At 65.7% G+C, this 7,879-nt stretch carries 7 protein-coding genes; 3 read left to right on the plus strand and 4 right to left on the minus strand.

The window, feature by feature from the left end; genetic code table 11:
- The 3 genes from AB4Y84_RS07910 to AB4Y84_RS07920 form a co-directional block, all read right to left on the minus strand.
- Positions 1-528: RluA family pseudouridine synthase (locus AB4Y84_RS07910; protein WP_442249962.1), on the minus strand; the 528-nt coding region annotated here is incomplete at its 3' end.
- Positions 529-620: 92 nt separating this feature from the next.
- The gene (locus AB4Y84_RS07915) at positions 621-1,607 is read right to left on the minus strand and encodes a malate dehydrogenase (protein ID WP_025879435.1); all 987 of its coding nucleotides are present in this window, start codon (positions 1,605-1,607) and stop codon (positions 621-623) included.
- A 126-nt stretch (positions 1,608-1,733) separates the two neighbouring features.
- Complete coding sequence (locus AB4Y84_RS07920; RefSeq protein ID WP_089239021.1) at positions 1,734-2,225, minus strand: peptidylprolyl isomerase; 492 nt, start codon at positions 2,223-2,225, stop codon at positions 1,734-1,736.
- Between the two features lie 239 nt (positions 2,226-2,464).
- Between AB4Y84_RS07920 and typA the strand changes: the two genes are divergently transcribed.
- Genes typA through AB4Y84_RS07935 form a run of 3 tightly spaced genes read left to right on the plus strand, consistent with a single transcriptional unit; the run spans position 2,465 to position 6,455 of the window.
- Positions 2,465-4,312, plus strand: a complete 1,848-nt coding sequence (typA, locus tag AB4Y84_RS07925; protein ID WP_442244809.1) for a translational GTPase TypA — start codon at positions 2,465-2,467, stop codon at positions 4,310-4,312.
- A gap of 11 nt (positions 4,313-4,323) precedes the next feature.
- Positions 4,324-4,791: a DUF2127 domain-containing protein gene (locus AB4Y84_RS07930; protein WP_312106276.1), complete on the plus strand. Its 468-nt coding sequence runs from the start codon at positions 4,324-4,326 to the stop codon at positions 4,789-4,791.
- 41 nt (positions 4,792-4,832) lie between these two features.
- Positions 4,833-6,455, plus strand: a complete 1,623-nt coding sequence (locus AB4Y84_RS07935) for an amidase (RefSeq protein WP_312106278.1) — start codon at positions 4,833-4,835, stop codon at positions 6,453-6,455.
- 21 nt (positions 6,456-6,476) lie between these two features.
- Here the strand turns inward: AB4Y84_RS07935 and AB4Y84_RS07940 are convergent, their stop codons facing one another.
- Positions 6,477-7,616: a mechanosensitive ion channel family protein gene (locus tag AB4Y84_RS07940; protein WP_312106281.1), complete on the minus strand. Its 1,140-nt coding sequence runs from the start codon at positions 7,614-7,616 to the stop codon at positions 6,477-6,479.
- Positions 7,617-7,879 lie beyond the last annotated feature (263 nt).

A 7,879-nucleotide genomic window follows, 5' to 3' on the forward strand; every position in this document is an offset into this window, starting at 1 on the left:
CTGCGCTGCCTCTGCGCCATACAGCACGTCGCCGACAATCGGATGACCGAGGCTGGCCATGTGCAGGCGCAACTGATGGCTGCGGCCGGTGATCGGTTCCAGTTCAACGCGCGTGCGTTGCGCCTCGATGTCACGCGACAGCACGCGCCACCGGGTCAGTGCCGGCTTGCCGCGTTCGTGGTCGACCATCTGCTTGGGCCGGTTCGGCCAGTCGACGATCAGCGGCAGGTCCACTTCACCGGCACCATCTTCCAGCAACCCCTGCACGATGGCCTCATAACGCTTGCCCACCTGGCGCTTCTCGAACTGCATCGACAGCGCCACCTGCATGTCCTTGCCGCGCGCGTGCAGCAGCAGGCCAGAGGTGACCTGGTCCAGCCGATGCACGGTCAGCGCATCGGCATACACCGCCTGCAACCGTGCGACCACGCAGTCCTGGTTATCCGCCGAGCGGCCGGGCACGGACAGCAGGCCGGCCGGCTTCTCGGCCACCAGCAGCGCGTCGTCGATGTAATGCAGAGGGATCATGTCGTTGCCAGGTGCTCCATACGAAAACGGGGAAGCCGAAGCCTCCCCGTTTCATTTCAGGCAGTGCCGGCAAGCTGCCGGCACAGACCGCATCAACCCAGCAGGTGGGCGACGCCGGCGCGCTCTTCTTCCAGCTCGGCCAGGGTCTTGTCGATGTACTTCTGGCTGAAGTCGTCGACCGGCAGATCCTTGACCAGGGTGTACTCGCCGTTCTCGGTGGTGACCGCGAAGCCGAAGATCACGCCTTCCGGAATGCCGTAGGAACCGTCGGACGGCACGCCCATGGTGACCCACTTGCCGTTGCTGCCCAGCACCCAGTCACGTACGTGGTCGATCGCTGCGTTGGCCGCCGAAGCTGCCGAGGACGAGCCGCGGGCTTCGATGATCGCCGCACCGCGCTTGCCGACGGTCGGGATGAAGGTGTTGGCGTTCCACTCCTGGTCGTTGATCGCATCGGCGATCGACGCACCGTCGGCGGTGGCGAAACGGTAATCCGGGTACATGGTCGGGCTGTGGTTGCCCCACACCACCAGCTTCTCCATGCCGGCGACCGGCTTGCCGAGCTTGGTCGACAGCTGGCTCAGCGCACGGTTGTGGTCCAGGCGCAGCATGGCGGTGAAGTTGCGCGGGTTCAGGTCCGGCGCCGACTTCATGGCGATGTAGGCGTTGGTGTTGGCCGGGTTGCCGACCACCAGCACCTTCACGTCACGCTTGGCGACCTTGTTCAGTGCGGCGCCCTGGGCGGTGAAGATCTTCGCGTTTTCCAGCAGCAGATCCTTGCGCTCCATGCCCGGGCCGCGCGGACGCGCGCCGACCAGCAGGGCGATGTCGGCGTCCTTGAAGGCGACTTCAGCGTCGTCGGTACCGACCATGCCGGCCAGCAGCGGGAACGCGCAGTCTTCCAGTTCCATCATCACGCCCTTCAGGGCGGCCTGGGCCTTGTCGACCGGCAGCTCCAGCAGCTGCAGGATGACCGGCTGGTCCTTGCCCAGCATTTCACCGGAGGCGATACGGAACAGCAGGGCGTAGCCGATCTGGCCGGCGGCGCCGGTCACGGCAACACGAACAGGTGCTTTCATGGGGATTTCCTCTGCTAAGAAGCTAAGTAGCGATGTGGGAGATGGCCGCACGGGCGGGGATGGGCCTGGCGGGGCGGCCGGAACGCAGAAACGGCCCCCTTCGCAGGGGGCCGTCCGGGTATTGGATCAGGCGGGAATGAGCTTGTTCCACTCACCCACGCGCTCAGCCTGGGCGGCGAGCAGAGCGTCGGTGTCGCCTTCCAGGGTGATCGAATGGATCACGTCGCCCTGCTTGACCGAATCGACGATCGCCTGGCCTTCCAGCACCTGGCCGAACACGGTGTGCTTGCCGTCCAGCCAATCGGTCTTGATGTGGGTGATGAAGAACTGGCTGCCATTGGTGTTCGGGCCGGCGTTGGCCATCGACAGCGAGCCGATCTGGTGCTTCACACCGTTCTTCTCGTCTTCGAACTTGTAGCCCGGGCCACCGGTGCCACGACCCTGCGGGCAACCGCCCTGGATCATGAAATCGGGGATCACGCGGTGGAAGATCAGGCCATCATAGAAGCCGCGCTTGACCAGGTTCACGAAGTTGGCGACCGTCAGCGGCGCCTTGTCGGCGAACAGCTCGACCTTGATCGGGCCCTGGGTGGTGTCGAAAGTGGCGATGAGGGACATGCAGATCCTTGGGATGCGGGGTGTGTAATCAGCCCCATAAGGATACACCTCCCCCGTGGCCCGGGCAGCTTCGACCATGGGCGCAGGCAGGCTCTTCAGCCCGCGGACGGGCAGCGCCGGGAGTCAGGCTGAATGGGGACTTCAGCAGTCCTGAAATCCAGGTTTTCGCCAATCGTCAAGTTCGACGTATAATGTTGGACTTCTTTTTCCAAATCCGGCGCCGACTGGCCCCCTTTCGTATGTCCATCGAAAATCTTCGCAACATCGCCATCGTCGCCCACGTCGACCATGGCAAGACCACCCTGGTCGACCAGCTGCTGAAGCAGTCCGGCACCCTGTCCGAGCGTACCGTCCTCGCCGAGCGCGTGATGGACAGCAACGACCAGGAAAAGGAACGCGGYATCACCATCCTGGCCAAGAACACCGCCATCACCTGGGAAGACAAGAAGACCGGTATCAAGAACCGGATCAACATCGTCGACACCCCCGGACACGCCGACTTCGGCGGCGAGGTCGAGCGCGTGCTGTCGATGGTCGACACCGTGCTGATCCTGGTCGACGCAATGGACGGCCCGATGCCGCAGACCCGCTTCGTCACCCAGAAGGCCTTCGCGATGGGCTTCAAGCCGATCGTCGTGGTCAACAAGGTCGACCGTCCGGGCTCGCGTCCGGAGTGGGTGATCGACCAGGTCTTCGACCTGTTCGACAAGCTCGGCGCCACCAATGAGCAGCTCGACTTCCCGATCGTCTACGCCTCGGCCCTGAACGGCTACGCCGGCCTGGAAGACACCGTGCGCGACGGCGACATGACCCCGCTGTACGAAGCGATCATGCAGCACGCACCGAAGCCGGAAGTGGATCCGGAAGGTCCGTTCCAGATGCGCATCAGCCAGCTGGACTACAACAACTTCGTGGGCGTCATCGGCATCGGCCGCATCCAGCGCGGCACCCTGAAGAAGAACATGCAGGTCGCGGTGATCGACCGTGAAGGCAAGAAGCGCAACGGCAAGGTCGCGCAGGTGCTGGGCTTCCTGGGCCTGGAGCGCATCGAGCAGGACACCGCCGAGGCCGGCGACATCGTCGCCATCTCCGGCATTGCCGAGCTGACCATTTCCGACACTCTGTGCCACCCGGACACCCCGGAAGCACTGCCGGCGCTGACCGTCGATGAACCGACGATCTCGATGACCTTCCAGGTCAACAACTCGCCGTTCGCCGGCAACAAGGACCTGTCCGGCGGCAAGTTCCTGACCAGCCGCCAGATCAAGGACCGTCTGGACCGCGAGCAGGTCCACAACGTGGCCCTGAAGGTCGAACAGCTGGAAGACGCCGACAAGTTCCTGGTCTCCGGCCGTGGCGAACTGCACCTGTCGGTGCTGATCGAGAACATGCGTCGTGAAGGCTACGAGCTGGCCGTGTCGCGCCCGGAAGTGATCATCAAGCAGATCGACGGCCAGGCCATGGAGCCGATCGAGCAGCTGGTGGTGGACATTGAAGAAGTGCACCAGGGTGGCGTGATGGAAAAGCTGGGCACCCGCAAGGGCCAGCTGAAGAACATGGAATCGGACGGCAAGGGCCGTGTGCGTCTGGAATACCAGATCCCCGCCCGTGGCCTGATCGGCTTCCAGAACGAGTTCAAGACCCTCACCCAGGGTTCGGGCCTGCTGTTCCACGTGTTCGACCATTACGGCCCGAAGGAACAGGGCGCCATCGCCAAGCGCCAGAACGGCGTGATGATCGCCAATGCCCCGGGTACCACCCCCGCGTACTCGCTCGGCCCGCTGCAGGAACGCGGCAAGCTGTTCGCTGCTGAAGGCGACAACGTGTACGAAGGTCAGTTGGTCGGCATCCACTCCAAGGACAACGACCTGACCGTCAACGCGATCAAGACCAAGCCGCTGACCAACATGCGCGCTTCGGGCAAGGACGATGCGATCCAGCTGACCCCGGCGATCAAGTACTCGCTGGAACAGGCCCTGGACTTCATCGAAGACGACGAGCTGGTCGAGATCACCCCGAAGGAGATCCGTCTGCGCAAGAAGTTCCTGACCGAAAGCGACCGCAAGAAGAACTCGCGCGGCGGCTGATCCAGCGAATCGTGAGCCAGAACGGCTACAACCCGGATCCGCATCGGCATCCGGGCCTCCATGTCATCGCCTTGCTCGAAGCGAGCAAGGCGATGCTGGCGTTGCTGGCGGCCACCGGGCTGGAAATCCTCGGCCCGCAACCGCTTCGCGACGGCGTCAATGCCCTGATCCGGCGTTTCAGTCTGGACCCGGATCACGGCACCCTGCCCTCGCTGTTGAATGCGATCAATCCCGACGCAGTGCACCTGGCCGCCGCAGCGATGATCGGCTACGGCCTGCTGCACCTGGTCGAAGCCTGGGGGTTGTGGAAAGCCAAGGCATGGGCCTCCTGGCTGGGCTGCCTGACCGCCTCCATCTACCTGCCCTTCGATATCTACGCGATCGTCCGCCATCCCGGCTGGGCCTCGTGGACGGTGCTGGCGATCAACCTGATCGTCGTCTACGTGCTGGCGCGCGACCTGCGCAAGCGCCGCCGCTGAGCAGCCGCTACACTGGGGATCGGAGCCGTCGAAGCTGCCCCATGCGCCTGTCCTTGCCGCCCCTCCTGACCTGTCTGATCGCCGCGCTGCCTGCGGTGTTTGCTGTTGGCTGCAGCCCGGCCACGCCCAGCGCCCACGCTGCCGAACCGGGTAGCAGCAACGTGCCCTTCGCCTACGCCGAGACCGAAGTCTCCGACCTGCAGGCACGCATGGTCGCCGGCGAACTGGACAGCACCACCCTCACCCACGCCTACCTCAAGCGCATCGCCACGCTGGACCGCGCCGGTCCGCGCCTGCGCGCAGTGATCGAGCTCAACCCCGATGCCCTGAAGGAAGCCGCCGAGCGTGATCGCGAGCGCCGTGCCGGGCGCCTGCGCGGACCGCTGCATGGCATCCCGATCCTGCTGAAGGACAACATCAACGCCGCGCCCATGGCTACCAGTGCCGGCTCGCTGGCCCTGCAGGGCTTCCGCCCCGGCGATGCCTACCTGGTCCGCCGCCTGCGCGAAGCGGGCGCAGTGGTGCTGGGCAAGACCAACCTCAGCGAGTGGGCCAACTTCCGCGGCAACGACTCGATCTCCGGCTGGAGCGCGCGCGGCGGCCAGACCCGCAATCCCTACCGCCTCAGTCATTCACCCTGCGGCTCCAGCAGCGGCAGCGCGGTGGCCGTGGCCGCCAACCTGGCCAGCGTGGCCATCGGCACTGAAACCGATGGCAGCATCGTCTGCCCCGCGGCGATCAACGGTGTGGTCGGCCTGAAACCGACCGTCGGCCTGGTCAGCCGCGAAGGCATCATCCCGATCTCCTTCAGCCAGGACACCGCGGGCCCGATGACCCGCAGCGTCGCCGACGCCGCCGCCGTGCTGACCGCCATCGCTGGCCGCGATGATGCCGACCCCGCCACCGCGACCATGCCCGGCCGGGCGGTCTACGACTACACCGCACGACTGGATCCGCAGGGCCTGCGTGGCAAGCGCATCGGCCTGCTGCAGACACCATTGCTGAAGTATCGAGGGATGCCACCGCTGGTTGAGCAGGCGGTCGCTGAGCTGCGCCGCGCCGGCGCCGTGGTGGTGCCGGTGGAACTGCCCAACCAGGGCGCCTGGGCCGATGCAGAACGCATCGTCCTGCTGTACGAATTCAAGGCGGGTCTGGAGCGTTATCTCAACACGTACCAGGCGCCACTGCGCAGTCTGGCCGGGCTGATCGCCTTCAACGAGGCACACAAGGGCCAGGAACTGGGCCTGTTCGGCCAGGAGCTGCTGCTGGAAGCCCAGGCGACCCCCGGCCTGGCCGATCCCGTCTACATCCGCGCGCGCAGCGATGCGCGGCGACTGGCGGGCCCGGAAGGCATCGACGCAGTGCTGGCATCGCAGAAGCTGGATGCGCTGGTCGCACCGACAACCGGTCTGGCCTGGCCCCTTCGCAGCACCGGCGATGACTTCCCCGGCGAGAGCTACAGTGTCGCCGCCGTCGCCGGCTACCCCAGCCTGAGCGTGCCGATGGGCCAGATCGATGGCCTGCCTGCGGGGCTGTTGTTCATGGGCACGGCCTGGAGCGAACCGAAGCTGATCGAGATGGCCTACGCGTACGAGCAGCGCACGCGCGCCCGACGCCCACCGCACTTCGATACCGATGCCTTGATCGAATCCGGCGACCCCTGACATGCCGGCCAGCGGCCGGCACTACCGATCCGACGGCTCCACTGGCGCGATGGCCGCCTCACCATCCTCCGCACCCGGCGATCGCACATCGGCGCTGCCTGCACGCCGCATCCGCGGCATATCCAGCTCATCGTCGCGCTGCAGGCGCGCGCGTACCTGCGGCAGCGATTGCGGATGCTCGCGCGCGAGGAAATCCAGCATGCGTTCGCGCACCAGGCAGCGCAGGTCGAACGCATCACCGGAACTGCGCGCACTGACCAGCAACCGCACCTGGATCGCGCGCTCGCTGGTCTCGGTCACCTGGGTCACGCACACCCGTCCATCCCACAGCGGCTGGCCCTGGCAGATGCGTTCCAGCTCGGCACGTATCGCCGCGATCGGTGCACGGTAGTCCAACCAAAGGAACGCCGTGCCGAGCAGATCGGCACTGCGCCGCGTCCAGTTCTGGAACGGGTGCTCGATGAACCAGGTCAGCGGCACCACCATCCGCCGCTCATCCCAGATACGCACCACCACGTAGCTGCTGCCGATCTCTTCGATGCGTCCCCATTCGCCCTCGACGATCACCACGTCATCGAGCCGGATCGGCTGGGTCACCGCAATCTGCAGGCCCGCGATCAGATTGCCGAACACCGGTTTGGCGGCGATACCCGCCACCAGGCCGATCAAACCCGCCGACGCCAGCAACGCGGTGCCGATCTTCTGCACCATCGGGAAGGTCAGCAGCACCAGCGAAGCACCGAGCACGATGATGCCGCCCATCAGCACGCGGCTGAGCACTCGCGTCTGGGTCTGGATGCGGCGCGCTTCGAGGTTGTCGGAGACATCGATCGGATGGCTGCGCAGGATCGCCCGCTCCCCCGCCGCCACCGCACGCACCAGCAACCAGATGAAGCAGGCGGTCAGGGCGATGTGCAGCACGCGCAGCAGTTGATCGAGCGTGTGTTCCGGCAATGGCGTGGCCTGCAGCGCCGGCACCAGCAACAGCACGGGCAGTGCAAGGGCCAGCGGCGGTCCGATCACCCGGCCGATGCGCGCACGGCGCCGGTCACGCCCGCGCAGGCGACGGTACAGTGCCAGTACGACCCAAGCGCCCAGGCCACCGACCACCAAAGCGGTTCCGATCGGCCACAGATACTGCTGCAGGTGTTGCCATATCACTGCGCATTCTCGCTGTCTGCATCAAGGAGCCAGCGTGGCGCATGCACCATGAGCGCGATGTCAGCCGTTCGTAAGCAGAATGTAGGCGGGGGTGTTCGGCAGGGCTGCGCCCTGCACCCGCGGTAGTGCCGGCCGCTGGCCGGCAACCTCARCAGCAACAGCAAGAGCAAAAGCCTGCATTCCTTGGGATGGCGGGGAGGGGACAGATGGCGGGGGACGCTGCAAGTACGTCCATGTAAGCTCGGTCGCGCCATCCATGGCGC

It is taken from the genome of Stenotrophomonas sp. 2YAF22 (genome assembly GCF_052114665.1).
Lineage (GTDB): Bacteria > Pseudomonadota > Gammaproteobacteria > Xanthomonadales > Xanthomonadaceae > Stenotrophomonas > Stenotrophomonas indicatrix.